Origin of the sequence: Aquidulcibacter sp., from assembly GCF_044346625.1 — a bacterium.
Taxonomy (GTDB): domain Bacteria; phylum Pseudomonadota; class Alphaproteobacteria; order Caulobacterales; family Aquidulcibacteraceae; genus Aquidulcibacter.
Map to the genome: position 1 here is coordinate 15,475 of NZ_JBIIYV010000010.1, position 26,909 is coordinate 42,383.

22 protein-coding genes and 1 tRNA gene are annotated in these 26,909 nt (G+C 55.2%); 8 read left to right on the forward strand and 15 right to left on the reverse strand.

Going from position 1 to position 26,909, the window contains the following annotated elements; translation table 11 throughout:
• Window position 1 precedes the first annotated feature (1 nt).
• From ACIQ20_RS04585 to rsmA, 4 genes are all read left to right on the forward strand, one after another.
• Window positions 2-2,311 (forward strand): LPS-assembly protein LptD, encoded by a 2,310-nt coding sequence (locus ACIQ20_RS04585; RefSeq protein WP_395777812.1) that lies wholly within the window; start codon window positions 2-4, stop codon window positions 2,309-2,311.
• Window positions 2,312-2,448: 137 nt separating this feature from the next.
• Window positions 2,449-3,744 carry a peptidylprolyl isomerase gene (locus ACIQ20_RS04590; RefSeq protein WP_395777814.1) on the forward strand — a complete coding sequence of 432 codons (1,296 nt, stop codon included), beginning with the start codon at window positions 2,449-2,451 and terminating at the stop codon, window positions 3,742-3,744.
• A gap of 4 nt (window positions 3,745-3,748) precedes the next feature.
• The gene (gene pdxA, locus ACIQ20_RS04595; RefSeq protein WP_395777876.1) at window positions 3,749-4,759 is read left to right on the forward strand and encodes a 4-hydroxythreonine-4-phosphate dehydrogenase PdxA; all 1,011 of its coding nucleotides are present in this window, start codon (window positions 3,749-3,751) and stop codon (window positions 4,757-4,759) included.
• Window positions 4,756-5,583 carry a 16S rRNA (adenine(1518)-N(6)/adenine(1519)-N(6))-dimethyltransferase RsmA gene (gene rsmA / locus ACIQ20_RS04600; RefSeq protein ID WP_395777816.1) on the forward strand — a complete coding sequence of 276 codons (828 nt, stop codon included), beginning with the start codon at window positions 4,756-4,758 and terminating at the stop codon, window positions 5,581-5,583. Before pdxA ends, rsmA begins: the two co-directional genes overlap by 4 nt.
• A 4-nt stretch (window positions 5,584-5,587) precedes the next feature.
• Here the strand turns inward: rsmA and metH are convergent, their stop codons facing one another.
• The 4 genes from metH to ACIQ20_RS04620 are packed head-to-tail and all read right to left on the reverse strand — an operon-like array spanning window position 5,588 to window position 11,203.
• Complete coding sequence (gene metH / locus ACIQ20_RS04605; RefSeq protein ID WP_395777818.1) at window positions 5,588-8,263, reverse strand: methionine synthase; 2,676 nt, start codon at window positions 8,261-8,263, stop codon at window positions 5,588-5,590.
• Between the two features lie 11 nt (window positions 8,264-8,274).
• Complete coding sequence (locus ACIQ20_RS04610) at window positions 8,275-9,345, reverse strand: homocysteine S-methyltransferase family protein (protein WP_395777820.1); 1,071 nt, start codon at window positions 9,343-9,345, stop codon at window positions 8,275-8,277.
• A complete protein-coding gene (gene metF / locus ACIQ20_RS04615) occupies window positions 9,342-10,214 on the reverse strand; it encodes a methylenetetrahydrofolate reductase [NAD(P)H] (RefSeq protein WP_395777822.1) in 873 nt (290 codons plus the stop codon). The genes ACIQ20_RS04610 and metF overlap by 4 nt, the downstream gene beginning before the upstream one ends.
• Window positions 10,211-11,203 (reverse strand): ArsR/SmtB family transcription factor, encoded by a 993-nt coding sequence (locus tag ACIQ20_RS04620; protein ID WP_395777824.1) that lies wholly within the window; start codon window positions 11,201-11,203, stop codon window positions 10,211-10,213. Before ACIQ20_RS04620 ends, metF begins: the two co-directional genes overlap by 4 nt.
• A gap of 114 nt (window positions 11,204-11,317) precedes the next feature.
• On the opposite strand from ACIQ20_RS04620, the gene rnhA reads away from it, so the two are divergent.
• Window positions 11,318-11,779 (forward strand): ribonuclease HI, encoded by a 462-nt coding sequence (gene rnhA, locus ACIQ20_RS04625; protein WP_395777826.1) that lies wholly within the window; start codon window positions 11,318-11,320, stop codon window positions 11,777-11,779.
• On the opposite strand, the gene ilvD is transcribed toward rnhA, so the two are convergent.
• From ilvD to ACIQ20_RS04640, 3 genes are all read right to left on the reverse strand, one after another.
• The gene (ilvD, locus tag ACIQ20_RS04630) at window positions 11,776-13,500 is read right to left on the reverse strand and encodes a dihydroxy-acid dehydratase (protein WP_395777828.1); all 1,725 of its coding nucleotides are present in this window, start codon (window positions 13,498-13,500) and stop codon (window positions 11,776-11,778) included. The genes rnhA and ilvD overlap by 4 nt on opposite strands.
• Window positions 13,501-13,619: 119 nt before the next feature.
• Window positions 13,620-14,369 carry an RlmE family RNA methyltransferase gene (locus ACIQ20_RS04635; protein ID WP_395777830.1) on the reverse strand — a complete coding sequence of 250 codons (750 nt, stop codon included), beginning with the start codon at window positions 14,367-14,369 and terminating at the stop codon, window positions 13,620-13,622.
• A complete protein-coding gene (locus tag ACIQ20_RS04640) occupies window positions 14,366-15,430 on the reverse strand; it encodes a Ppx/GppA phosphatase family protein (protein ID WP_395777832.1) in 1,065 nt (354 codons plus the stop codon). The genes ACIQ20_RS04635 and ACIQ20_RS04640 overlap by 4 nt, the downstream gene beginning before the upstream one ends.
• A gap of 155 nt (window positions 15,431-15,585) precedes the next feature.
• Between ACIQ20_RS04640 and hspQ the strand changes: the two genes are divergently transcribed.
• A complete protein-coding gene (hspQ, locus tag ACIQ20_RS04645) occupies window positions 15,586-15,918 on the forward strand; it encodes a heat shock protein HspQ (RefSeq protein ID WP_395777834.1) in 333 nt (110 codons plus the stop codon).
• A gap of 32 nt (window positions 15,919-15,950) precedes the next feature.
• Entirely contained in the window at window positions 15,951-16,811 is an 861-nt protein-coding gene (gene phhA, locus ACIQ20_RS04650) for a phenylalanine 4-monooxygenase (protein WP_395777836.1), read from the forward strand.
• A 149-nt stretch (window positions 16,812-16,960) separates the two neighbouring features.
• Here the strand turns inward: phhA and ACIQ20_RS04655 are convergent, their stop codons facing one another.
• Both ACIQ20_RS04655 and ACIQ20_RS04660 read right to left on the reverse strand, forming a co-directional pair.
• Window positions 16,961-18,190 (reverse strand): OmpA family protein, encoded by a 1,230-nt coding sequence (locus ACIQ20_RS04655; RefSeq protein WP_395777838.1) that lies wholly within the window; start codon window positions 18,188-18,190, stop codon window positions 16,961-16,963.
• 227 nt (window positions 18,191-18,417) lie between these two features.
• A tRNA-Lys gene (locus ACIQ20_RS04660) sits at window positions 18,418-18,493 on the reverse strand.
• Between the two features lie 252 nt (window positions 18,494-18,745).
• On the opposite strand from ACIQ20_RS04660, the gene ACIQ20_RS04665 reads away from it, so the two are divergent.
• Entirely contained in the window at window positions 18,746-19,339 is a 594-nt protein-coding gene (locus ACIQ20_RS04665) for a hypothetical protein (protein ID WP_395777840.1), read from the forward strand.
• A gap of 37 nt (window positions 19,340-19,376) precedes the next feature.
• On the opposite strand, the gene tgt is transcribed toward ACIQ20_RS04665, so the two are convergent.
• From tgt to gyrA, 6 genes are all read right to left on the reverse strand, one after another.
• Window positions 19,377-20,498 (reverse strand): tRNA guanosine(34) transglycosylase Tgt, encoded by a 1,122-nt coding sequence (gene tgt, locus ACIQ20_RS04670; RefSeq protein ID WP_395777842.1) that lies wholly within the window; start codon window positions 20,496-20,498, stop codon window positions 19,377-19,379.
• Window positions 20,495-21,559, reverse strand: a complete 1,065-nt coding sequence (queA, locus tag ACIQ20_RS04675; protein WP_395777844.1) for a tRNA preQ1(34) S-adenosylmethionine ribosyltransferase-isomerase QueA — start codon at window positions 21,557-21,559, stop codon at window positions 20,495-20,497. The genes tgt and queA overlap by 4 nt, the downstream gene beginning before the upstream one ends.
• A 302-nt stretch (window positions 21,560-21,861) precedes the next feature.
• The gene (locus ACIQ20_RS04680; RefSeq protein WP_395777846.1) at window positions 21,862-22,332 is read right to left on the reverse strand and encodes a peptidylprolyl isomerase; all 471 of its coding nucleotides are present in this window, start codon (window positions 22,330-22,332) and stop codon (window positions 21,862-21,864) included.
• Window positions 22,333-22,422: 90 nt separating this feature from the next.
• Window positions 22,423-23,556 carry a peptidylprolyl isomerase gene (locus ACIQ20_RS04685; RefSeq protein ID WP_395777848.1) on the reverse strand — a complete coding sequence of 378 codons (1,134 nt, stop codon included), beginning with the start codon at window positions 23,554-23,556 and terminating at the stop codon, window positions 22,423-22,425.
• Window positions 23,553-24,038, reverse strand: coding sequence for a pantetheine-phosphate adenylyltransferase (coaD, locus tag ACIQ20_RS04690; protein ID WP_395777850.1), 486 nt, complete (start codon window positions 24,036-24,038; stop codon window positions 23,553-23,555). The genes ACIQ20_RS04685 and coaD overlap by 4 nt, the downstream gene beginning before the upstream one ends.
• Before the next feature lie 34 nt (window positions 24,039-24,072).
• Window positions 24,073-26,820: a DNA gyrase subunit A gene (gene gyrA / locus ACIQ20_RS04695; protein WP_395777878.1), complete on the reverse strand. Its 2,748-nt coding sequence runs from the start codon at window positions 26,818-26,820 to the stop codon at window positions 24,073-24,075.
• Window positions 26,821-26,909: the final 89 nt, after the last annotated feature.

Sequence of the window (26,909 nt, forward strand, 5' to 3'; positions counted from 1 at the left end):
TATGTCCCGCGCACTGCACCGTCAGTTACTGGCCCTTTCGCTTGGAACCCTCATGGTGCCAGTGCTTGCGTCTGCGCGTGAAAAACCAGACTGGAACCTTCAAGAGGCACCAGCGGCGAAGGTCATCAACAGAACCACAGCTGCAACCGATGCACCAGTTCTAAAAAAGGCAGAAGACCCCGTATTATTAGAAGCCGATGCGATTGAGCAGAGTGACGAAGCGGGGGTCGTCATTGCCAAAGGTAATGTGACCGCGCGTAACAATGGCCGTACGGTTCGTGCTGACCAAATCAATTACAATCAGAATACTGGCATCGTAAAAGCCTTTGGCCATGTAACGGTGGTAAATGCCGATGGTTCAACTACCTTTGCCGATGAACTTACTTTAGACGACGAGTTGTCAAGCGGCGTTGCTGGCAATTTTGCTTCCAAGTTTGCAGACGGCTCGACTTTGGCAGCCAATGCAGTCGTGACGCGCGAAGGCGACCGGAAGCTCATGTCGCAAGCGGTGTTTACCGCCTGCCCCATATGTAAGGATGGCAAGACCAAACCTTCATGGATCATCCGCGCACGTCGTGCGATGCAGAATGAACGCGAAGAGTCGATTGTGTACAATGACGTCGTCTTCGAGGTGAAGGGCGTTCCGGTTCTTTATATCCCTTATTTTGCGCATGGAGACCCATCTTCCGGGCGACGTTCAGGCTTGTTACAACCCAAGCCCGGAGAATCGTCGCGCAATGGCTACTTCATCGAGCTGCCCTATCTTCAGGTAATCGATCCGTCTTCCGACATCACCATCACGCCACTGATCAGCCAATATATCAACCCGGTCCTTCAATTGGATTACCGGCGGAGATTCTATTCTGGTGGCCTCGTTCTAAATGGCTCTGTCACGAAAGAGAAATTCTTTGGCAAACGCGGCGAAAAGCTTGGGGAATCTGATTGGCGTGGCCACATTTTTGGAGATGGCGAGTTTAAAATCAATGATACTTGGAACTGGGGCTTCACCGCCGAGAGCGCCAGTGATGACCTGTATCTGTTCCGCTATCGCATCAGTCAGGACAATACTAAAGCGGGCTTGGTTCGCCCACAAGCTTCGCGGCTGATGTCCCAGCTCTATGTGCAGGGCCAAACAGATCGATTCTATGTGCGGTCATTGAGCGCTGTGTTTCAAGACTTAGTGCCGGGGGAACGGCGGAAAAATGTCCCGCGCGTGGCTCCTTTGGTAGAAGGCACATATCGCTGGCTGATTGGTCCGATGAATGGTCGGCTCGATGTGTCAGGATCTGCCGTATCTCTGATGCGTACCGAGGGGCGTTTAGACTCCATAAGGGGCAATATTGGCGCAACTTGGCGCGGCACTCAAATTCTCCCCGGAGGGTTGGTTCTAGAGCCTATGGCCATGGTTCGTGGCGACTATTTCGACTATAGTGAAGGTTCGAATACCGGGGCCGTTTCAACAACGCCTCTAAAAGCTGACTCGTTCGGGCGAGGTTTGGGATTGGCCTCTGTGGATTTACGCTGGCCCCTGATCCGTCCTGGCAACCGCTTCAATTTGACCTTGGAGCCGCGGATGTCGCTGACTGTTGCTAGCGAAGATGATCAGCAAAACCGCGTGCGCGTAGAAGATGCTTTAGGCTTTGAAATGGATGCAACCAGCCTATTCCGCCCACTTGGTGCGGCCGGCATGGATTTGTGGGAGCCGGGCAGCCGCGTCAGTCTTGGGGTGCGGGCTGGGATCGACGTTCTGCCAACCTCTGCCGCTAATTCGGTGCCACTGCGCGCAAATGCATTTCTAGGACGCCGTATCAGGACCGATAATGCGAGCGCCTTTAGCCGCGCCTCCAATCTGGACAGAAAGGAATCGGATTGGGTTGGCGATTTTGAACTGCGCCATGGCGATTATGGGAGCTTGAATGGTCGTCTGCGTTTCGATGCTGAAACTGGCAAACTGGTCCATACCGAAGCCCTTGCGCGCCTTAAGCTTTGGCGCACCGAGACGAGCCTTCGTTATCATGAATTCGATTCCGGTACGGCCGGACCAAGCCGAGCCAATAAGGAATTACAGGGCTCAGTTATTCTCACGCTCAACAAGAACTTTAAACTGTTCGGCGCGCTCTATCGCGACTTCAATTCTGACACCAATCTGCGCTCTGCATATGGCCTGATTTATGGCGATGACTGCACTGATTTTCGCATTTTCTACGAAGAACTTGGGACGCGAAACCGCTTCATTGAGCCCTCGCAATCTATCCGCTTCCAAATCGCATTCCGCACTTTGGGCGAACTGTCCGACGCCCCATTTGACTGAGGTATATCTGCCTAAAGATCGACAAAATTACTGTGCATTGACTTGCACCTGAGGAGTCCGTTGGTCATGAACGGATTTTCGGATAGAAGACTATGGCAAAACGTCAACAATCGCGCGCAGGCGCATGGAGTGAATGGATGAGCAAGGGGACAATCAGCGCATGTGCAGGCCGCGTCGCACTAGGTGCGGTGCTGGCGCTCTCTTGCGCAGTCTGGCTAAAGCCTCAAGCAAGTCTGGCTCAAGCTCGCCCTTTAAGTGAAGGCGTTGCCGCTATTGTGAATGATCAACCGATTACTCGCCTTGATGTGCGTCAACGAGTCCAATTTCTCATTGCGACATCTGGTGCACAGCAAATCACACCAGAGCTTGTCCAACGCGCCACCTCGGCAGCGTTAAATGGCCTGATTGATGAGCGTCTTCAATTGCAGGAGGCGTCCAAATTTAAGGTGGATGCATCAGACCGCGAAGTTGACCGCATCTTAACCAACCAAGCCCGGCAAAACGGGGCAACGCTAGAAGCTTTCTTCCGCGATTTGGCAGAAATTGGCGTCTCGGCTCAAAGCTATCGAGACAAGACGCGCGCTGAAGTCGTTTGGCAGCGTATCGTCAGCGGGCGTTTTGGATCGCGCGTTCGGGTCAATCGTGATCAGGTAAAATCTGCACTTGATCGTATTTTGGCCAATACAAACAAGCCACAATATTTAATTTCTGAGATTTTTCTGGAAGATGAAAATGCTCAGAGCGCGCCCCAAACGCTCGAAGGTGCCAAGACCTTGGTGCAACAATTAAGGGGAGGCACGCCTTTCCAATTGGTCGCACAGCAATTCTCTTTTGCTCCTTCGGCCTCCACCGGCGGCGATATGGGCTGGATTACCTTGGGCGAGCTAAAGACAGAAGTGGCTGCGGCTGTTGAGCAGATGGGGCCCGGTACAGTCAGTGACCCGATTGTTATTGCTGGTGGCGTCATGATCGTCTCTGTCCGTGAAAAGCGTGAGCCTAGTCCACCTAAAGCCACGCTTAAGCTGAAGGAAATGACTCGCAAAGTTGCGACCGGTGCAGATGAAGCCACATGGAGGCGCGCTGAACAGGCCGCCCGCCTAAGCCGCGACGCTTTGCGCAACGGCTGTGATGGCGTGACACGTGCAGCACAACGCAGTTCGCTGGAAGTCATTGATTATGGCGAAATCCAAGACGAAGATTTGGGCGAGCCCTTCCGCACTCAAGCCCTTGGCCTTTCCAATGGGCAAGCCAGCGCGGTGTTTCGTTCAGATGCCGGTGTCCATGTCATGGTCTTGTGTGACCGTGAAAACACGGGCTCTGACATCCCGACGCTCGAGCAATTGGAAGACCGCCTGTATGATCAGGAATTGGCCCTGATCGCCCGCCGCTATCTGCGGGATATCCGCCGTGAAGCGGCAATTATCCAGCCTTGATCGCGTGACGCCAGATTTATCAGCCCCGAAGCGGCCGCTGGTCATCTCGATGGGCGATCCAGCCGGTATCGGTCCAGAGGTCACAGCAAAAGCTTGGCAAGCCTTACGGCATGGCCCTACACCCTTTTGCGTCTTGGGTGACCCTACGCTTTATGGCTCGGTTCCAACTCAAGTCATTAAAGAGCTATCCGAAGCCCTCCAGTTTTTTGGTGATGCTTTGCCTGTACTGCAAGGCTTAGAGACGCGCGGGGTTGTCTTGGGGCAGCCAAATCCCGCCCACGCTGGCGCCATCTTGGGCGCGATTGAGAGCGGCGTCGACTTGGTTCTTTCTGGCCAAGCGTTGGCCCTTGTAACCGCCCCGATTGCAAAGTCCGTTCTGATGGCTGCAGGCTTTAGTCATCCGGGCCATACCGAATTTTTAGGGGCCTTGTTGTCTACCACCCCTTTTGACCAAACCCGCGGCCCAGTGATGATGTTGGCAGTCGATGGGTTGCGCGTTATTCCCGTCACCATTCACTGCGCGCTCTCTGAAGTCCCCAGCCAATTGACGCAAGAAGCAATCATTCATGCAGGTCTCGTGACTGCCGAAGCGCTACAGCGCGATTTGGGGCTGAAAGCGCCGCGCCTAGTCGTTGCAGCACTCAACCCGCACGCGGGTGAAGAAGGGGCGTTTGGCGATGAAGAAAGCCGGATCATTGCCCCTGCAGTTGCGGCCCTTCAAGCTATGGGTCTCAATGTCAGAGGTCCCCTCCCCGCCGACAGCCTTTTCCATACCGAAGCACGCGCGACCTTTGATGTGGCCATCTGCATGTATCATGATCAGGCGTTGATCCCGCTAAAAGCGCTCGATTTCTGGGGTGGAGTCAATGCTACTTTGGGTCTGCCCATCATCCGAACCAGCCCCGACCATGGGACAGGGTTTGACATAGCCGGACGAGGTATTGCGCGTCCAGAATCCATGATTGCAGCCATTCAGATGGCGGCGGCAATGGCGCATGGGCGGATGAACCAATGAGCGGCGATCTGCGACAAGCGCTGGAAGAATCGGATTTGTTCGCGCGTAAAAGCTTGGGCCAACACTTTCTCTTGGACCTAAATCTAACTGGAAAGATTGCGCGCTTAGCTGGGATTCAAACTGGCGAAACGGTGCTGGAGATTGGCCCAGGTCCAGGTGGCCTAACCCATGCGCTTCTAGCCAGCCCCGCTGCGAAAGTCATTGTGGTGGAGAAAGACCCCCGCTTTGTGGCGCATTTGAATAGCTTTTTTGCTGACCAGCTCGATCGCTTGGTGGTGATTGAAGCCGATGCGCTAGCGATCGAGGAAGAAGTCCTCCTTGCCAGCCATGGGGCGACGGGCCCTGCCCGCATCATTTCAAACCTGCCCTACAATGTCGGAACGCCTTTATTGGTGAAATGGCTCAAAGCCGGGCCTTGGCGCGGGCCGATGTGCTTGATGTTTCAAACCGAGGTCGCTGAACGTATTTGCGCCCGCCCAGGCAGCCCGCATTATGGCCGACTTGCGGTACTGGCGGCTGCTCGTTGTGACGCCCGTCTGGCGCTGCATGTACCGCGCCTAGCCTTTGTACCGCCGCCTAAAGTCGAAAGTGCTATCGTGATCTTAGAAGATCATAACAGGCCATTTGCCGACTTAGCCGGCCTTGAACACGTCACCGCCCATGCCTTTGGCCAGCGGCGCAAAATGTTGCGCGCTAGCCTGAAAGGGCTGGGTAATTGCGAAGCCATCTTACGCACCGCTGGCATTGATCCAACGGCGCGACCTGAGACGATAGAGCCTGAAGGCTTCTTCGCCTTGGCCAAGGCTTGGCGGGCAAGCGCTTAACGCTCTAAGCCTCTTGGACAATTTTCGCAGGCTGGGTTGGGTCATAAGCCAGAATTGGCGCTAACCAACGTTCGGCCTCGCGCATCTCCATGCCTTTACGGATGGCATATTCGCTCACCTGATCGCGGTCGATCCGGCCTACGCCGAAATACTCAGCCTGTGGATGGCTGAAGTAGAGGCCCGAAACAGACGACCCCGGCAACATGGCGAGGCTCTCCGTAAGCTTCATTCCAACTTTAGCTTCGGCATCCAAAATTTTAAATAATTGTTGTTTCTCGGTATGATCTGGCTGCGCAGGATAGCCAGGTGCAGGACGAATTCCGCGGTATTTTTCACCAATCAGATCTTCCACTGGCAATTGCTCATTGGGCGCATAGCCCCAATGGTTCTTGCGTACCAATTCATGCATCCGCTCAGCAAAGGCTTCGGCTAGGCGGTCGCAAAGGGCTTGGAACAAAATGGCCGAATAATCATCATTGGCGTCCTTGAAGGCTTGCGTGCGTTCACGTTCGCCATGACCTGCAGCAACCGCAAAGCCACCGATCCAGTCGTCCACGCTCTCCGGGGCAACAAAGTCAGCCAAGGCCAGATTGGCACTGCCCGCACTCTTGATCATTTGTTGGCGCAACGTGTGGAAGGTGGTCTCACGTTTTGTCCGGCTCTCATCTTGCCAGACTGCAATATCGTCTCCAACCCGGTTGGCTGGCCAGAAGCCGATCACACCCTTTGCCGTAACCCATTTCTCGGCGACCATCTTATCGAGCATGGCGCGCGCATCCGCATAAAGCGGCTTGGCCGCCTCCCCCACGATCTCATCTTCCAAGATCGCCGGGAACTTGCCGTGCAATTCCCAGGTGGCAAAGAAGGGCGTCCAGTCGATGACGGGCACCAAGTCCGCCAGCGGATAATCGTCAAACACCTGCGTGCCGATAAAGCCCGGCTTAGGTGGCGCATAGTCAGTAAAGTCCAACTTGGCGGCATTGGCGCGGGCCGCAGCCAAAGTCGCGCGCGGGCGCTTATCTTGACCGGCAAAATGGGCAAGGCGCGCACGTTCTTGATCGTCAAGTGTCTCTTGGATCAGATCTTGGCGATCGTCGCCCAAGAGCTTTTGCACAACAGGCACCGCGCGGCTCGCGTCGGTCACATATAGGACAGGCCCCTTATAGTTTGGTGCGATCTTGACCGCAGTGTGGGTGCGCGAAGTGGTCGCCCCGCCAATCAGCAAAGGCATATCGCCAAAGCCTTGCCGCTGCATCTCGCTGGCAACCCAGCTCATTTCGTCAAGTGACGGCGTAATCAGACCGGACAGGCCAATAATATCCACCTTATGCTCGCGGGCAGCTTCAAGGATCTTCTCGCAACTGACCATGACGCCCAAGTCCACGACATCGAAGCCATTACATTGCAAAACGACGCCGACGATATTCTTGCCGATATCGTGCACATCGCCCTTTACCGTGGCCATCAGGACCTTGCCTGCTGCCTGATCCTGCGTTCCTAAGCGCAGTTTTTCCTCTTCCATGTAAGGCAGAAGGTGAGCAACGGCTTGCTTCATCACGCGGGCGGATTTCACCACTTGGGGCAAGAACATTTTGCCAGAGCCAAACAGGTCGCCAACCAAGTTCATCCCGTCCATCAACGGGCCTTCAATCACATGAAGTGGCCGATCAGCTTCAAGGCGAGCGGCTTCTGTATCTTCCACGATGAATTCGGTGATGCCATGCACGAGCGAATGAGCCAGACGCTCTCGAACCGGGGCTTCGCGCCACGACAGGTCCTTGACCGCTGCCTTTTGACCTTCTTTGCCGCGATAGTTTTCGGCCGTTTCCAGCAAGCGCTCAGTGGAATCGGCGCGACGGTTCAAGATCACATCTTCGCAGCGCTCGCGAAGCTCCAGATCGATGGAATCATAAACAGCCAACTGGCCGGCATTCACGATCCCCATATCCATCCCCGCTTTGATCGCGTGATAGAGGAAAACAGCATGCATGGCTTCACGCACGGGCTCATTACCCCGGAACGAGAAGGAGACGTTAGAAACCCCACCCGACACATGGGCGTGGGGCAGGGTTTCCCGAATGATCCGAGTCGCTTCGATAAAGGCGACGCCATAATCGTTATGCTCTTCAATGCCGGTCGCGACTGCAAAAATATTGGGGTCGAAAATGATGTCTTCGGGAGGAAAGTCGAGCTTGTCACGTAAAAGATTATAGGCCCGGGTACAAATCTGCACTTTCCGGTGCACGGTATCGGCTTGGCCCAGTTCGTCGAAGGCCATGACGACAGCTGCCGCCCCATAACGCCGCACCTTCTTGGCCTGTGCCAAAAATTGCGCCTCGCCTTCCTTCATCGAGATGGAGTTCACGATGGGCTTGCCTTGCGTGCATTTAAGGCCCGCTTCAATGATCTCCCACTTGGAGCTATCGATCATTAAAGGCACTTTGGCGATGTCCGGCTCGACCGAAATCAAGTTCAAGAAGGTCGTCATCGCCTTCACACCGTCAATCAGTGCCGCATCCATATTGATGTCGAGCACATTGGCGCCGCTTTCAACTTGCTGCAGCGCGACAGCCAAAGCAGCCGTGTAATCGTCATTCTCGATGAGCTTACGGAACTTGGCAGAGCCGGTCACATTGGTCCGCTCGCCGACGATCACGAAGTTAGAAAAAGGATTGGTCAAAGGGGTCTCGATCACGCTGCTGCGGTAAAGGGTTCAAGGCCAGAAAGCCTCAAGGCGGTTTGGATTACGGGGGCCACACGCGGCTTACCATGGCTGGCGGCGTGGGCGATGTGGTAGATATGGTCTGGCGTCGTGCCGCAGCATCCGCCCATGACATTGACCAAGCCTTCTTGCGCCCAAGGCGTCATGGTGTGGCACATATCGTCAGGCGTTTCGTCGTAACCGCCAAAGGCATTGGGCAGGCCAGCGTTGGGATAGACCGATACTTTGCAAGTTGCCACGCGCGACAACTCGGCCAAAAAGGGGCGCATCTCATTGGGACCCAATGCGCAATTGAGGCCAATTGACCATGGATTTACGTGGCGAACGGCATTCCAGAAGGCTTCCACGGTTTGGCCGGACAAGGTGCGGCCCGAACGGTCGGTGATCGTGCCCGAAATCATGATGGGCACAGCTTCGCCTCGCTCTTCCAACACTTCAGCAATGGCATAAAGTGCTGCCTTGGCCACCAAAGTATCGAAGATGGTCTCAACCATCAGGAAGTCGACGCCGCCATCAAGCAGGCCCAAGGTTTGCTCGCGATAAGCAACTACCATTTCATCAAAAGAAGCAGCGCGATAGCTTGGATCATTCACATCTGGTGACAAAGACAAAGTCTTGTTTGTTGGTCCGATAGACCCAACAACTGCCTTTGGCGCATCCGCAGTTTCAAACGCCAAACAAGCCTGACGCGCCAGCTTTGCTGCCTCCAGATTAAGCTCATAGGCTAACGGCTCAAGCGCATAATCGGCTTGGCTGATGGTGGTCGCATTGAAGCTATTGGTGGAGATGAGGTCAGCGCCTGCCTTCAAAAATGCCTCATGAATGCCCAAGATGATGTCTGGCTTTGTAATGACCAAGAGATCATTATTACCCTTCAAAGGGTGATCGTGATTGGCAAAGCGGGCACCACGATAATCATCTTCTTCCAGCTTAAACGTCTGGATCATCGTACCCATTGCCCCGTCCAAAATCAGGATACGGTCGAGGCCAATCGCTTCTAATTTGGCTAAACGGTCTTGGCGGCTTTTAAAATGGGTCATGCCGCATCCTTCTCGGTGGCAGGCGTTTTGAGGCCCAATCGACGGCAGGTGGCAAGCGCCAGCTCTGCGCGGTTGAGGGTGTAAAAGTGGAAGCGGTCAACGCCTTCTGTCTGCAGCCTTAAGCACAGGTCTGCTGCAACGGAGGCCGCCACCATATCGCGGACCTCTGGGCTTTGATCAAGGCCATCAAAGGCCTCAGCAAACCAAGCCGGAATGCTAGTACCAGTCGACGTGGCCATGCGCGTATAGCCTGCAACATTGCCGACAGGCATGATGCCCGGCAACAGCGGAATAGTGATGCCCGCCTTGGCCGCCGCGTCGCGGAAACGCAAATAGACGTCTGCGTCGCAAAAGAATTGGCTGATTGCTCGCGTTGCGCCAGCGTCAATCTTCGCCTTCAGCACGTCAATGTCATGCTGCAAGCTAGGGCTTTCGGGATGCTTCTCCGGGTAAAAGCTGACTGACACGTCAAAGTCTGCAATGCGCCTGGCCGCTTCGGTAACTTCTGTAGCATTCACATAGCCATCGGGATGGGGCTCAAACTGCGTGCCAACCCCAGTTGATGGATCGCCCCGCAGCGCCACAATGTGGCGCACGCCAGCCGCCCAATACTCCCGCAACACCTCATCGACTTCCGCTTTCGACGCCGCGACACAGGTGAGATGTGCTGCCGGCTGCAAGCTTGTCTCCTCCAAGATTCGCTTAACGGTGCGGTGGGTGCGTTCCCGGGTTGAGCCACCTGCACCATAGGTCACAGAAACAAAATCCGGTGTCAGCGGCGCTAGACGGGCAATCGCATCCCACAACTTCGCTTCCATCGCCTCGGACTTGGGCGGGAAAAACTCAAAAGAAATTGTGGGCTGGCTCATGATGTAATCCTAGATTCTAAACGTTCTTTTGTCGCGGATGCGGGGAGCGATAGTGGGAGTTCGGCCTTCCACAACGTGACTGCTAAGCCTGATTGACCCGCGTCCGGGGCGATATGCTCGACAGCTTCCACCACCAAGCCAAACTGCTCACACCACTGTGTGACTTCTTGATCCGCGAAACCAAGGCGACGATGGGCGTGGGCTAGTCGAAGCTCTTCATAGGCATGTGGCGCAAAGTCTGCGATCAAAAGGGTGCCCCCTGGCTTGAGGATGCGGGCTGCTTCTTTGATCGCGGCTTGGGGCTCTGGCAAATAGTGCAGCACTTGATGAATGGTCACCAAGTCCGCGCAATCATCATCATAAGGAAGGCCCAAGATATCGGCCTGACGGACGGAAGCTTGACCGCTGCCTGTATCATCTAGGCGCGCCCGAGCAAGTGCCAACATCTTGCGACTGGAATCAACGCCTTCCGCGCGGCGCGCTTGTGGAGCGAACAATTCAATCATTCGGCCAGTGCCAGACCCCAGATCAATATGAAGGCCAAAGTGCTGGCCCGTGACGGCTTCAACCAACCGAGCCTCAACCAACGCTTCTGGTTGATGCAAGCGGCGCAATGCATGCCATTCGTCCGCAGCCGTTTCGAAATAAGCGCGCGCAACCTCTTCACGCTGGACTTGAACTTGTGCCAGACGCTCTAGATCCCGCACCAGAACCAAGTCATCTTGAGGGACTTCATCCAGGATGGTGCGAATGATGCGCCCTTCTGGACCATCTGTCTTTAAGCGAAAGAATACCCACGCACCTTCAGGGCGACGTTCTAGAAGACCAGCTTCCGCCAAAAGCTTCAAATGGCGCGATACCCGCGGCTGACTTTGGTTGAGCACTGTGGACATTTCACCAGCCGCCAATTCGCCACGCGCCAGCAAAACCAGAATCCGCAAACGCGTCGGTTCTCCAATGGCTCTCACGATGTCGACGATCTTGTCCATAACCAATCCTAACATGAAGATATAAACATATCTTTATATGATCTGGCAAGGACTTTATGCGACGCCGCAGACAAAGGGGTTTGAAGTCGCAGAAAACCTCCATACAGAGTTCTGATGATAGATGCTACGCCCTCACCCGTAACAATTCATACCGACGGTGCTTGTTCCGGAAATCCTGGCCCAGGTGGCTGGGGAGCGATTCTACAGTTCAACGGCATCGAAAAGGAGATTTTTGGCGGTGAGCCTTTGACCACCAATAACCGCATGGAGCTTATGGCAGCCATTATGGCACTAGAAAGCCTCAAGCGCCCCTGCCCCGTCATTCTCTACACCGATAGCCAGTATGTCCGCCAAGGCATAACGGAGTGGATCCATGGCTGGAAGAAACGGCAATGGCGTAAGGCCGATGGCAAGCCTGTGATCAATGCGGATCTATGGCAGCGCTTAGAAACCGCCAACAAAGCCCACAAGGTAAATTGGCGCTGGGTTAGGGGCCATGCAGGCGACCCAATGAATGAGCGGGCAGATGCTCTGGCCCGTCAAGGAACAGAGCTTGCCCGCTCACGGAAGGCTTAGATATCAGCGTACATGTGGGTTTCGGCGGCTGCCCCTTCATGGGTAACAGCGCCCAAATAAGCGGGCCCAACCAATTTCGCAAATTTGGCAATGGCCCCGGAATTATAGTTGGTCTTGCGGGGTTTCCAAGCTGCACGGCGGGCCGTGAGGACCTCTTCAGAAACCTCAAGATCAATCGTGCCAGCCAGGGCGTCGATGGCGATGATGTCGCCATTTTCGACCAAAGCAATCGGTCCGCCGACGGCCGCTTCTGGTCCAACATGGCCAATACACATGCCGCGCGTTGCCCCTGAAAAACGTCCATCGGTGATCAGCGCGACATCGCCGCCCCGACCAAGACCATAGAGCGCTGCGGTAGTCGACAGCATTTCCCGCATCCCGGGGCCACCACGAGGCCCCTCATAGCGAATCACCAAGACTTCACCGGCCTCAAAAGCTTCGTTTGAGACCGCTTCGAAGCACGCTTCTTCGCCGTCAAACACCCGAGCTGGACCACGGAAGGTCAAATTGGCAAGCCCTGCAATTTTCAGCATGGCACCATCTGGAGCCATGGAGCCCCACAAACCGACCACGCCGCCATTTTCAGTCAAGGGCGCTTTTACCGAATGAATGACTTTTTGATCCGGATTCCACGTAACTTTCTCGATATTCTCACCCAAGGTCTTGCCGGTTACCGTGATGCAATTGCCGTCGATCAGATTTTCATCCAGCAGCGCGCGTAATAGCATCGGCATGCCGCCCGCTTCACCCATATCCTTAGCGACATATTGGCCGCCGGGCTTTAGATCGGCGATCCAGGGCGTCAACATGAAGGCGTCGGCAACATCCTTCATGGTAAACTCAATACCGGCCTCGTGCGCCATTGCTGGCAAATGCAGCGCTGCATTGGTCGAGCCACCGGTGGCAGCCACCACGATTGCCGCATTCACAAACGCTGCGCGGGTACAGATGTCGCGCGGGCGCAGATTGCGGGCGATTAAGCCTACAACCGCATGGCCGGAGGCAACGCCATAAGCGTCGCGGTCCAGATAGGGCGCAGGCATGGAGGACGACAATGGCAGGCTTAAGCCGATGGCTTCGGCCACGCAGGCCATCGTGTTGGCAGTAAACTGACCACCACAGGCACCGTCACTGGGGCAAGCATGGCGCTCAATCTCGCACAATTCTTCAAAATCCATCCGCCCCGCAGCATGGGCACCTACGGCCTCAAACACTTCTTGGACCGTAATGTCTTTGCCCCTGTGTCTGCCCGGCAAGATCGAGCCGCCATAGAGGAACACGCTCGGCACATTGAGGCGCAACATCGCCATCATCATGCCGGGCAAGCTCTTGTCACAGCCTGCAACCCCAACCAAAGCATCGTACGAATGGCCCCGGATCGAGAGTTCAACCGAATCGGCAATTACTTCCCGAGATACTAGCGACGACCGCATACCTTCATGGCCCATTGCGATCCCATCGGTGACGGTGATGGTGCAAAATTCCCGCGGGGTTGCGCCTGCCTCTTTCACACCCGCAGCAACAGCATGACCCTGACGCATCAAGGCCGTGTTGCAAGGTGCGCTTTCGTTCCAGCACGTGGCAACGCCGACAAACGGGGCCTCAATCTCGCGCGTACCAAGCCCCATCGCATAATAATAGGAGCGATGCGGGGCCCGGGCGGCACCCAGTGTAACGTGGCGACTTGGCAGTCTTGATTTATCCCAGATGCGAGTGGTCATGGCTATTCCTCATAAGTCCACAGCCTTATGGCGCGGGAATTGTTCTTTTAAAAGCATCCGAACGACTTTGTGACCATTTGTTGCAGGGTCGTTCGCGCTGCGAAGCAAGTAGACTGGCTTCAGTTACCCTTAAACCCAGTAGCTACCATGAACAGCTCTACACTTTCCGCGCGGCTAGACGGCGGCTTAGCATGGCGCACATCTTTGAAAGATTGCTTCAGGAGCGTGAGGATTTCGGTCTCAGTGCCGCCTTGAAACATCTTGGTTACAAACGCGCCACCTGGGGCCAAGACCCGCATTGCAAAGTGCGCTGCGGCTTCCGACAGCGCTGCAGTCCGCAAATGGTCTGTCTGCTTATGGCCGACCGTATTGGCGGCCATATCGCTCATCACTAAATTAGGGGCCCCGCCTAACAGGGCGACGAGTTGATCTTCCATCCCTTCGGCCAGAAAGTCGCCTTGAATGATTGTCGCGCCTTCGATCGGATCCATGGGCAAAAGATCAATCCCGACCAAGGCGGAGGCACCGCGGCGCGCAACAACTTGCGTCCACCCACCTGGCGCCGCTCCAAGATCAACGACCCGGCCATGATTTGGGATGAGGTTGAATTTCTCATCCAGTTCAATCAATTTGTAAGCTGAACGGGCTCGCCATCCATCTGCGCGAGCCTTGTGGACATAAGGATCGTTTAACTGCCGTTCGAGCCAACGGGCGGACTGAGCCGTGCGATTTTTTCCAGTTTTGACCCGCGTTGGCGTGGCGCGCGTGTCGGTTTCGCCGACATCAAATACCACCCGACGCCTGCGCTCTGGCAGTGCTGGCGGTGGACCTTTCTTGGCCCATTTTCCTTTATCTTTTTCGTCGCTCATGAATTGGCCCGCCTGCGCCTGCGCCGGCGGCGCGGTGGTTCTAACATGGTAAGGATTAGCCCTTCGCGCAAACCACGGTCTGCAACGCGAAGGCGTAGACTGGGCCATCGGTCTAGAATGGCCTCTAAAATAGCAGCACCTGCCAGCACCAAATCGGCGCGGTCCGGTCCGATGCACGGCTCCGCCGCTCTCCCGGCTTTGTCGCGGGCCATTAGGTTCGCAATTGCCGCCCGGGTATCGTCTTCAGATATCCACAAGCCGTCGACGAGCCGTCGGGAATAGCGGGCTAAACCCAAGTGAACCCCAGCCAAGCTCGTCACTGCGCCAGACGTGCCGACAATATGGGCCCTTCCGGTTATCAAATGGTCGCGCACTAAATCGGGCGCTACAAACCCAGACACATGATCTGCAGCGCATTGTTTCATGGCAGCATACCAATTGCGCGTGTCGCCATGTTCTGGAAACTGATCAGCTAAAGTAACCACGCCAATCGGCGCTGAAAACCAGTGCTCTAACTTTGGCCGACGCTCTGCCCCACGGTTTACAGCCCAGGAAAGCTCTGTTGAGCCGCCACCTATGTCGACAACGAGGGCGCCAACGCCTGCAGGATCAAATAAGTCGGCGCATCCAATTACGGCTAAGCGGGCCTCCTCATTCGGGCTGATGACTTCAAACCGAATGCCAGTCTTACGTGTGATCTCTTTTAAGAATGAGGTCCCATTGCGGGCAGCACGGCAGGCCTGGGTGGCAACGCAGCGTAATCGTGCAGGCTTGTAGCGCTCGATCTTTTCTGAGCAGGCCTGAATGGCGGCATAGGTGCGCTGCATCGCTCGTTCAGACAATAGGCCTGTCGCTGACAATCCTTCTCCCAAACGAACAATCCGTGAAAAGGAATCAACCACGCGAAAGCCGCCCGGGGCGCGCTGCGCCACCAGCAGACGACAGTTATTGGTCCCAAGATCCAAGGCAGCGAAACACTGCGCAGGATCGTGCGACGCGTGGACGCTCTGAAGCGGGCTACCAACCAGTCCCGTCGCAGGCGTTGAAAGGCCGCCGGCCATGTCAAACCTCTGTATGCGCCGATACTCAGCGCTATGTTGCAACTATCGTAACATCCTATTGGCGAAGGGCAATCTCTGCGCATGTTTCACAAGAGGTGCTTGCACGACGAAACAATCGTGCATAACTCTGGTGCTCAGGAAAGGAGCGCCCTCTCATGTTAAATCAAACAGCGAAGTTTCGAATCGGAGAGATCGTGCGCCACCGGCTCTTTCCATTTCGGGGCGTTATTTATGACGTTGATCCCGAATTCGCCAATACTGAAGAATGGTGGGAGGCGATTCCCGAAAATCTGCGTCCACGCAAGGATCAACCTTTCTACCATCTTCTGGCTGAGAATGATGAAACCCACTATGTTGCTTATGTATCAGAGCAAAACCTACTACGAGACACGTCTGGCGAGCCAGTCGAGCACCCGACTGTCTCAGAGCTGTTCGCAGACTTTGACGGTGAGTCCTATGTGCGGAAGCCTAACATGAAGCTTAACTAGGACCTAAGCGATTCGGGGACAGAGGTTGTGTGATGAATACCAAAGATATGGACAGCACACCCCCATCCTACGCCGCCGCCGACTGGACGATTGATCAAAACTGGTCAGCCTACACCTCCGAAGAGCATCAGCGTTGGACGCGCCTCCACGAACGGCAGATGCAGGTTCTGCCAGGCCGCGCATGCGATGCCTTTATGGATGGATTATCGGTCCTAGATCTTCATGGCGAAGGAATCCCTGAATTTAGAGCTTTGAATGAGCAATTGTTGCCGATTTCAGGCTGGACCATTGTTGCGGTACCGGGCCTCATTCCGGACATCGTCTTCTTTGACCATTTAGCCAATCGGCGCTTTCCCGCGGGCAACTTCATCCGCTCCGACGCTGAGTTTGATTACATCGAAGCACCAGACGTATTTCACGATATCTTCGGCCATGTACCGATGCTGACCAACCAAGTCTTTGCTGATTATATGCAAGCTTATGGTCAAGGTGGCCTGCGCGCCATGAGCCTCAATAACCTCGACGCCTTAGCGCGGCTGTATTGGTATACGGTCGAATTTGGCCTGGTTGCCTCGCCAAAGGGGCCGCGCATCTATGGCGCGGGCATAGTCTCATCACCAGCTGAAAGCTGCTTCTGTCTCGAATCACCCTCACCTAACCGGCTCGGCTTTGATCTGCTTCGCGTCATGCAGACGCGCTATCGCATCAATGATTTTCAAGAAACCTATTTCGAAATCAGTGACTTTAATGATTTGTTCCGTGCAACCTCGCAGGATTTCGCACCGCTCTACATGCAACTTGAAACTGCCCCAAGTTACGCGCCGGGCGAGACCCTATTGAGCGACAGTTTAATTCAGATGGGTGATCGCACCTACCTTCGACCTGAACATTAAAAGGCAATCTGTCGCACCAATCGTCTCTGTGGGGACCTTTGCGCAATTCTAGTTGCCGCCGACTGTCTGTCGATACGCCCCTAACCTCCTTGCACAAACAAAAAAGCCCGGCGGTTTCGCCGGGCCTTCTGGTTGGATTGTGACTAAGATCACTGGAAGGTGAAGGTCACTTCTGCGCGACGGTTCAAAGGTTCCTTGACGCCATCAGCAGTTGGCTTAGCCGGCTTGGATTCACCAAACGCTTCGCCAGTCATCAGATCACCTGGGACGCCACGAGCAACCAAAGCTTCACGGACAGCAACAACACGCTTCTGAGAAAGCTCAATGTTGTATTGTGGCTTACCCGACAAGTCAGCATGGCCCTGGATCAAGGCTGTCTGATAGTTGCAGGTCTGTGCCGACAACTCTTGCACCGCGTTATCCAGCACGCTGGTCGCTTCCGCAGTCAGGAAGGACTTGTTGTGCTCGAAGTACACCACGAGCGAACGACCGTCACACACTGGTGGTGGTGGTGGTGGCGGAGGAGGCGGTGGTGGTGGCGGAGGTGGCGGAGGTGGTGGTGGTGGCGGAGGAGGAGGTGGCGGAGGTGGCGGAGGTGGCGGTGGTGGAGCCGGTGGTGGTGGTGGTGCTGCGAAGGAATAACGCAGACCCAAACCGATGCCGCCAATGCCTGGCAAACCGCTTGTGCCCGAACCAGCGCCCAAAGTCAGAGGAGCTGTGGTCGATCCACCGGTCGCGTCCGAAGGAATGCGGCCAGTACCTGCGAACGACAGGTCCGCAACGTTGACATAGGTGTAGGTGAGGTCGGCGTTCAAACGCTCAGACAACTTCAAGCCCAAGCCAGCAACCAACTGCCAAGCAAAGCCCGTGTCGCTGTCATTGATCGAAACTGCCGAAGCCCGGCTCAACGCCAACAATGGGCTGGAGGCGTTTGCTCTGTCAAATGAACCAGCCAATAGGTCAACGCGGGCCAAGCCAACGCCGGCACCGATGAATGGGTTGATGCTGCCATCACGGTTGAAGTCATACAGGCCGTTGACCATAGCAGTCCACACGCCGATATTACCGACGGTTGAGGATACGCCGCTATCTTTGAAACCAGCGTTGCCTTTAGCCAATTGTGCTTCAATGCGGAAACCGTTTTCGAAACCATAGCCTAATGCAAGGTTTCCGCCCCAGCCGCCGTCACCCTTGGCACCCTTGCCAATGATATAAGGCGACTGACCGACGCCCGATGGGTTCACAGGAGCATCAATATCAACGCTGCCACCGATGCTGTAGCCAGTGCCTGCGCTACCATACCAACCATCAGCGGATACGATGCCTGGCGCGGCTGCCAATGCGATAACCGCAGAGGCGCAAAGCCAAATTCTCTTCATGGGTCTATTTCCCTCATAAATCGATAACGCTCGGTTGAGCGCTCCACAAACCTAATAAACGATGAAATTGAGAGGTCAACCACTTGCTTAAGAGTTAGTCATATTCGAAACGGCAAATTCGCGTGTTAACTGCAACAGTGTTGCAATAGCGCCTCACGCGCTCAAGCAGCAATTTGGTTCCACAAAAACAACACCAAAACTAACCATCAAACGGATCAGAAAAGAATTGGTGAGCCCGCCGGGGTTCGAACCCGGGACCTACTGATTAAAAGTCAGTTGCTCTACCGGCTGAGCTACAGGCTCCCAAAAACTGGGCAACGCGATTCCGCGGTCCGGGTGTGAGCGGCGCTGATAAGCACAGGCCTGCCTCCAGTCAATGCCCAGAGGTGAAGTTCATAGGCAATTGAGCACGCTAGCCTTACTGTTTATCGGATCGAGAAATTTATCAAGATCAAGGCGACTCCCGTGCAAGTTGGGCTTGACCAACCTACTCACCACAAGGCAAGTCATAATGGGACCATTTGGATCACGCTGCGCAGAAGTGGAACTAACACCATGTTCAACTGTCACCCTCTGGGACTTAATCGCGGAAAGTTGCTGCAAGTGCGGGTCTTAGCTTTCGCGTTGGCAGTAATCAGCGCAGCGACATTAACAGGTTGCGCGAGCACAGGCGGGCCAAACCCCTCGGCGTCAACAACCACAGCCACCAGTGGAGATGGCGATGGTAGCGAGGGTATTCGCGCTGCAGCCTCAGATGCCGCAGTACAGCCATTTCGCGATTTCGGCATGATGCGCCGAAAAATCCCAGCTGCCTTGGCCCGAATTGGGGATCCATACGCCCCACCAACTGGTCAAACCTGCGAATGGATCCAATATGAAATCCAACAACTAGACGCCGCGATTCAAGGAGATGTGGAGGCGACCTCGGGCCATGATGATAGCTCAATGGCCTCAAAAAGTGGCAGTATGGCCAGAGAAGGGGCGACGGAGGCGGTGCGTGGTGTTGGGTCCATGCTGGTACCCCAGCGTAGCCTGGTGCGCATGTTGACGGGTGCCTCAAAAGCCGACCGCTTGTACGCTGAAGCCGAACAGCGTGGCATGGTACGCCGCGGCTATCTGCGTGGACTGGCTGATTCGAAGAAATGTTGAGCTCAATCGGCGAACAATTCCTGCTCGCTCAGGCCAATTAAGATGGATCAAATCCCCATCGCACCCGCAGTGCTTGGCGAGCCTCGCTAAACTTGCCTGCAGCAATTGCATCCCGCAAATGTGCCATCAAATCCTGATAAAAGCCCAAATTGTGCCACGACAATAGGGTTTGGCCCAAAATCTCCTCAGCTTTGAACAAATGATGCAAATAGGCCTTGGACCACCTGTTGCTGGCAGGGCACGTGCTTTCTGGATCGATCGGGTCAGCATCCTCGGCGAATCGGGCATTCTTGATATTGATCGGCCCATCCCAAGTCCAAGCTTGGCCGTGTCGCCCAGCGCGGGTCGGTAAAACGCAATCGAACATATCAACGCCGCGCGCGACGGCCTCGAGAAGATCAATGGGTTTACCGACGCCCATCAGATAACGCGGCTTATCTTGCGGCAATTCTGGGACAGTCACATCTAATGTCTGACACATCAGCTCATGCCCCTCCCCGACGGCCAAACCGCCAATGGCATAGCCATCAAAGCCAATTGATTTCAGGGCTTCCGCTGACCGCGCGCGTAAATCTGGAAAGATTGATCCTTGAACAATTCCGAACAAGGCTTGGCTCTCACGAGTCCCGCCAAACGCTTCTTTGGACCTTGCTCCCCAGCGGGCGGATAATTCCAGCGAAACCAAGGCCTCTTCATGGGACGAGCCAAACGTTGTGCACTCATCCAATTGCATAATGATATCTGAGCCAATTAGGTCAGCCTGCAATTCGATGGAGCGCTCTGGCGTCAGCATATGTTTTGAGCCGTCGATATGGCTGCGAAACTCAACGCCGGCTTCGCTCATTTTGCGTAAGCCGGCCAAGGACCAAACTTGGAACCCGCCCGAATCAGTCAAGATCGGCTTATCCCACCCCATAAAGTGATGCAGCCCGCCCAGACGCTGCAACCGTTCGCCGCCCGGGCGCAACATCAAATGATAGGTATTGCCCAATAAAATGTCGGCACCTGTGGACTTCACTTGATCCACACTCATGGCTTTGACGGTGGCGGCGGTGCCAACGGGCATAAAGGCCGGGGTCCGAATCTTGCCACGCGGCGTTTCCAATTCGCCTGTGCGCGCCAGTCCATCTGTTGCGTGGCGGGTGAAGGTAAAGCTCATGAAGTTTGTGCTTTCCAAAGCAAGCTTGCGTCGCCGTATGAATAAAAGCGATAGCGCGCATCAATGGCATGGCGATAGACGTCGCGCAAAGCTTCCATCCCAATCAAAGCCCCAACCAGCATCAAAAGCGTCGACTTGGGCAAGTGAAAATTGGTGATCAGGCCATCCACCACTTTGAACTGATATCCGGGCGTGATGAAAATGGCGGTGTCGCCACTGCCATAGGTGATCTGGCCATCTTGATCGACAATAGATTCAAGCGTCCGCAAGCTCGTTGTGCCAACGGCAATCACGCGCCGACCTTCGGCTTTGGCGCGTGCGACTGCCGCCGCAGTCTGCGCACTGACTTCATAGGTCTCAGCATGCATCACATGATCTTGGATATTGTCGACCTTGACGGGCAAGAAAGTTCCCGCCCCGACATGCAAGGTCACCCAATGACGCTCAATCCCGGCTTCATCCAAGGCTTTTAGAAGCTCAGGGGTAAAGTGAAGCCCAGCAGTTGGCGTTGCAACCGAGCCCTCTGCGCGGGCATAGACCGTTTGATAATCCTGCGCGTCTTGGGCATCGACGGCACGCTTGCGCGCAATATAAGGCGGTAAAGGCATGGAACCAAATTGAGCTATCGCTTGATCTAGGTCCGCACCTGCTTTTGAAAAAGCCAAAGTAACTTCGCCTGCTTCGCCAAGCCCTGACACTTCGGCCTGAAAATCGTCATGGAACGTCAAAACATCGCCGAGGGCGACGCGCTTTGCCGGCCGCACAAAAGCCTTCCAGTGTGCGCCATCTACTCGCTGATGCAGATTGATATCAACCGAAACAGGCCCACCAACCGGTCCACGTTGAGCCCGGGTAGCCTTTAAAGAGGCCGCCAACGTGCGCGTATCGTTGAAAATCAGGACGTCTCCAGAACGCAAATAGCTGGGCAAAGCAGATACGATCGCGTCCTCAATGCCATGGTTGGGCATAGACACTAAAAGGCGCGCTTTATCTCGCGGAACGGCCGGCCGCAGCGCGATTAAATCTTCAGGAAGGTCAAAATCAAACTCAGACAGTTGCATAATCGTCCTCAACGGTCTGCCTGACGAGGCAAACCTCTCCTGCGACCAATTCGTCTGTCGTCAATGGACCAAACAGGTCCAGTTGAGGCAGATTTAGTTGACTAAAGGAAAGTAAGTAACCATCGCCTGGCCTCGCTTGATTAGTGAGACGCTGGCCTGCCTCCCTGCATCACAAGTAGGTCGAACTGGGGTAAGCGCAAATATTGTGCTGAGGCTATGCGCTTAGCATATTTGGGCCGCTGTGCGCGAGTAACGTCCAACGGTCCAGCAGACGCTGGACCGCCGGGCAATCACAGACTCTATTATGCGACGTCTGCTGCGACTTTCATCGAGACGATCTTACCCGGCGCGCGTGGTGGCTCACCCTTTGGCAGAGCGTGAACGGCTTCCATGCCCGAGGCAACCTTGCCCCAAACTGTGTATTGGCGGTCAAGGAAGGTGGCGTCATCCAAGCAGATGAAAAACTGGCTATTGGCCGAATTTGGCGCATTGGTGCGCGCCATAGAGCAAACGCCTTCGACATGGGGTTCAGCATTAAATTCCGCTTTGAGGTCTGGCTTCTTTGAGCCACCCATGCCGCTGCCATTGGGGCAACCGCCTTGGGCCATGAAGCCGTCGATCACTCGATGAAAAATGATCCCATCATAAAAGCCTTCACGTGCCAATTCCTTGATGCGCGCTACATGGCCAGGGGCCAAGTCGGGACGCAGGTCAATCGTGACTGTGCCGGTGCTAAGTTCTACAATCAGTGTGTTTTCGAGGTCTTGGCTCATAATCATCTCCATGTCGCAAGGCGTCCTAAACGCAGATGCACGCGCGGCAAAGCCCTAGCCGCCAATTGATGTCAGCAATCGCCTTCTGATTTAACGGACAATCCGGCCTTCTGGAGCAAGATCACAGTTGGAAAAGGCTGCACCGCGTTGCTCCAACGTCGCTTTCAGCTTGGTTTGAAAACTGGGCCCATCGGTGCGCTGAACCATGACCGAGGGACGATCAGCTTCTGGAACATCTGCTAGAACCCGGACGGAAATCATTTTGTCTGGATCGACAACAGGCTCACCTACTTTAAAGGCCCGAATAACATCCGTCCCCACGACAGCGCGGCCCCAAATCGTATAGCGACGATCCAAGGTCGGATAAGCAGCCCGCATCAAGAAGAATTGGCTGTTGGCGGAATTCTCGTCACTACCCCGCGCCATGCTGGCCACGCCCAAGCAATGATTACCCCATGCTGCAACCTTTTTGTCGGAGGTCCGCTCCATCAAAAGATCTGTTTGAGACGTGACAGGAATCGTATCCATCCACCCGATCGTAGCACCGCCACGATCTACCGCACGAACAAAGTTAGACGCAGCACCGCGGCGGAAGTTAAACTCCCCGCGCAAATCAGGTTGGTCAGAGCCACCCGTCCCGTCTCCCTTTGGATCGCCGCCTTGGGCCATAAAGTCGCTGACGACCCGGTGGAACGAAAGTCCGTTATAGAAGCCTTCGCGCGCCAACATTTTGACACGGGCGACATGGCCAGGCGCCATCTCGGGGGCCAATTCCACAATGACACGCCCTTTTGTGGTCTCATAGATAAGCGCGTTCTCGGGATTCAACACGCGCCAATCTTCCGCCGGAAAGGCTACTTTGTTGGTGGCTGCAGGTGCTGGGACAGCTGCGGCTGGTGCAGAAGGTTTCACAGGCGTCGCTTGTGGTGGCGTGGTCCATTGTGCAACAGCGGCAGCAGGCTTGGCAGCCGCCTTTACAGCCCCGGGTACAGCCGGTGTCGAAGCTGGACGCGCCGCAACTGGAGCTGGCTTCGCAGCTGGTGGTTTCGTGGCAGTTGCTTTAGCGGCAGGGGTTGCTGCCTTCTTCGCAGGGGCTTTCTTGGGGGCCGGCGTTTCACCCATCGGTACAACCCGCAAGGCAGGCCCGCTCGACTGAGCAAAAGCGGCAGGACCACCAAGGAGGGCAAGTCCGCAGCAACCCAGAGCCAGAATTTGCTGTCTCACTTGAATTTCTCCTTCAGGGCACGAACGACATTCTGGCTCACAAAGGGCGTAACATCGCCGCCCAAGCGAGCGATTTCTTTGACAAGGCGCGAGGCAATCGCCTGATGCTGAACATCCGCCATGTAAAAAACCGTTTCTATGTGTGGATTGAGTTTTTGGTTCATACCGACCATCTGAAACTCATATTCAAAATCTGATACGGCGCGCAAGCCGCGTACAATGCAGGTAGCACCGACTTGCTCAGCAAAACTGATCAATAGTCCTTCCATGGGACGCACTTCAATCTCGCCATATTGCAAGAATTGCTCCGTGTCCTTGACCACCATAGCCACACGCTCTTCCAGCGAGAACGTGGGCCCTTTGTCGCGATTGATAGCGACACCAATCACCAATTTGTCGAACAATTTGATCGCCCGACCAACCACATCTAAGTGGCCTAAGGTAATAGGGTCAAAAGTTCCTGGATAAAGACCAACACGCATCAACGTCTCCTCCCCAAAATGTGGGGTGAACCCTTTAGCTGCTTGGCGCAGCTGGTGAAGTGTCCGTACCCTCTGCGGGACCCTCGGCATCATCCGAGCCCATATCGGCCAGACGCTCTACCGAGACCACACGCTCGCCCTCTGAAACGCGGATGATCATCACACCTTGGGTGGAACGACCGGCCCGCCGGATCTGATCTACACGGGTCCGAATCAATTGACCACCGTCTGTGACCATCATGACTTCATCGCTCTCCTCGACCGGGAAAGCCGCAACCAACTGGCCGCCGCGGCGCGACAAATCATGGGCGACGATGCCCTTCCCGCCCCGATTGGTGACACGATACTCATATGAGGAAGCCCGCTTGCCAAGACCTTCTTCGGCTACGGCGAGCACATATTGCTCGCGCGCAGAGAGTTCAGCGTAACGCTCGGGTGACAATTGGGCTGGCCCGACATCACCTTCAGACCCGTCTTCAGCTAGGTCAACAGCCGCAGTCGGCTCGACTTCTTCGCCCTGAACCGACCGGCTCTGCTTGATATAGGTCGCCCGTTCTTCTGCGGTTACATCAACATGACGCAGGATAGACATGGCAATCACTTCATCGCCTTCAGCCAAGGTAATGCCGCGGACACCGGTTGAATCGCGGCCTTTAAAGACGCGAACGTCTGTCGCTTGGAAGCGAATGCATTGACCCAGTCGGGTGGTCAAAAGCACGTCGTCCTGATCAGAACAAATGGCCACATCAACGATCTGATCGTCTTCATCGTCAAACTTCATGGCAATCTTGCCACCACGCGCCACGCGCTGGAAATCAGACAAGGAATTGCGCCGGACATTACCTTTGCGGGTGGCAAACATCAGTTCCAAAGCGCCCCAGCTGTCCTCGTCCTCGGGCAGAGGCATCACAGTGGTGATTTTCTCGTCCTTCTCGATTGGCAAAATATTGGCAATCGAGCGGCCTTTGGTGCGCGGATCGCCTTGCGGCAAACGCCAGACTTTTTCGCGATAGACGATTCCTTTTGACGAGAAGAACAAGATCGGCGCATGAGTAGAAGCCGCGAACAGGCGGACCACGAAATCCTCGTCTTTGGTTTCCATGCCCGAACGCCCACGTCCACCACGATTTTGGGTCCGATAAGTCGAAAGAAGCGTCCGTTTCACATAGCCAGCGTGTGAAACCGTCACCACCATATCTTCGCGCTCAATGAAGTCTTCATCTTCCAGGTCAAGATCAGCTTCGATAAAGACAGTGCGGCGTGGCACGGCATAGGTGTCACGCACATGGGTCAATTCACTGCGGATAATTTCAATCACACGCGACCGTGACCGCAGAATATCCAGCAAATCGGCGATCTTAGCAGCCAAGGAGCGGACTTCATTTGACAATTCATCGCGGCCCAAACCGGTCAACCGTTGCAATCGCAAGTCCAAAATAGCGCGGGCCTGGTCTTCACTCATCCGGATGGTGCCAGCCTCTGTCAGGACGGAACGGGGGTCAGCGATCAATTGGATAATGGGTGCCAAATCATGGGCAGGCCAATCGCGAGTGGTCAACGCCAGTCGGGCAGAGGCTGGATCGGGCGATTCCCGGATCAAGCGCACAACTTCGTCGATATTGGCAACGGCAATCGCCAAGCCAACCAAATCATGACCGCGTTCACGAGCTTTGTTCAGGCGATGCCGTGTACGGCGGGCGATCACTTCTTCCCGGAAGGTCAAGAAGGTCTCAATGAGGCCCCGCATCGACAATTGAATGGGCCGACCACCAACCAGCGCCAACATATTGACACCAAACGAGGTTTGCAGCTGAGAATAGCGGTAGAGTTGGTTCAAAACGACCTCTGCAGAGGCGTCGCGCTTGAGTTCAATCACGACCCGCATACCGCGACGGTCACTCTCATCGCGAAGGCCTGAAATGCCTTCAACCCGCTTCTCACGAACCAGCTCGGCGATCCGCTCGATCATTGAGGACTTGTTCACTTGATAGGGAATTTCCGAGATGATGATAGCTTCGCGTTCGCCGCGCAGGGTTTCAACGGATGTCTTGCCACGCATAATGACAGAACCGCGCCCTGTTAGCAGACCATTGCGAGCACCCGTGCGGCCGACAATCTCTCCACCTGTTGGGAAGTCAGGACCGGGTACGATGTCGAGTAAATCTTGATCCGACAATGTGGGGTCATCCAAGATCGCCAAAGTGGCGTCGCAAATTTCACCCAGATTATGGGGCGGAATATTGGTCGCCATACCGACGGCAATGCCGCCTGCACCGTTGACCAGCAGGTTTGGATATTTAGCTGGCAGTACAACAGGTTCGCTCTCAGAGCCGTCGTAATTGTCTTGGAAATTGACCGTGGACTCATCAATATCGTCCAACAAAGCCATGGCGACTTTGGCAAGCTTGCTTTCCGTGTATCGCATCGCGGCAGGTGGGTCACCGTCGACTGAGCCAAAGTTCCCCTGCCCGTCGATCAACGGCAAGCTCATGGAAAAGTCCTGCGCCATACGAACCATCGCGTCATAAATCGCACTGTCGCCATGAGGGTGATACTTACCCATCACGTCACCGACGATGCGCGAAGACTTCACGTGTTTCTTGTCCGGCGTATAACCACCTTCACCCATGGCATAGAGAATCCGGCGATGCACAGGCTTCAAACCATCGCGCGCATCTGGGAGAGCCCGCGCCACAATCACGCTCATCGCATAGTCCAGATAGGAGGACTTAAGCTCGTTCTCGATCGAGATTGGCGTGATGCCCTTTACGTCGACAATCACTGTCTCTGGGCGGTTGGGTTCAATCGGATCTGCGCCGTCTGTTTCTGGGGTATCGGTCAAAGGGTAAGCCGTCTTTTGTTGTTCAGGAT